Consider the following 537-nt stretch of genomic DNA (forward strand, 5'->3'; position numbering starts at 1 on the left):
CTCGCCGCTACTGAGGGAATCTCGGTTGATTTCTTTTCCTCGGGGTACTTAGATGTTTCAGTTCTCCCGGTTCGCCTCTGTTACCTATGTATTCAGTAACAGATACCCGAGTTATCTCGGGTGGGTTTCCCCATTCGGAAATCTGTGAGTAATAGCGTCTCTTACCGACTTCTCACAGCTTATCGCAGGTTAGTACGTCCTTCATCGCCTCTGACTGCCAAGGCATCCACCATGTACGCTTAGTCACTTAACCATACAACCCCAAGAAGTGTCGGTGAAACCGGCACAGCTTGTTGTCGTACAACAAGGACCAAATAAAATTTGGTTTTCGCCAAGAAGTTTCCAAAGCACTTGTAACAAATGTTTGAGAACTACTTTTTAAATCAGCTTTCCAGATTGTTAAAGAGCATGTTTGCAACGGCATTCACTTATAAAGTGCGCCGAAGAAAACAGAGTTAAGAATTCATTTCTTAACTCTGCATTCTTGTTAGCAAGAAGAGAAGTGGCGTCCCCTAGGGGATTCGAACCCCTGTTACC

At 44.7% G+C, this 537-nt stretch carries 1 rRNA gene; it reads right to left on the minus strand.

The window, feature by feature from the left end:
* Positions 1 to 253, minus strand: a 23S ribosomal RNA gene (locus A9G05_RS26310); the annotation flags it as partial.
* Positions 254 to 537: the final 284 nt, after the last annotated feature.

Source organism: Pseudomonas sp. ENNP23 (assembly GCF_001728945.1).
Classification (GTDB): domain Bacteria; phylum Pseudomonadota; class Gammaproteobacteria; order Pseudomonadales; family Pseudomonadaceae; genus Metapseudomonas; species Metapseudomonas otitidis.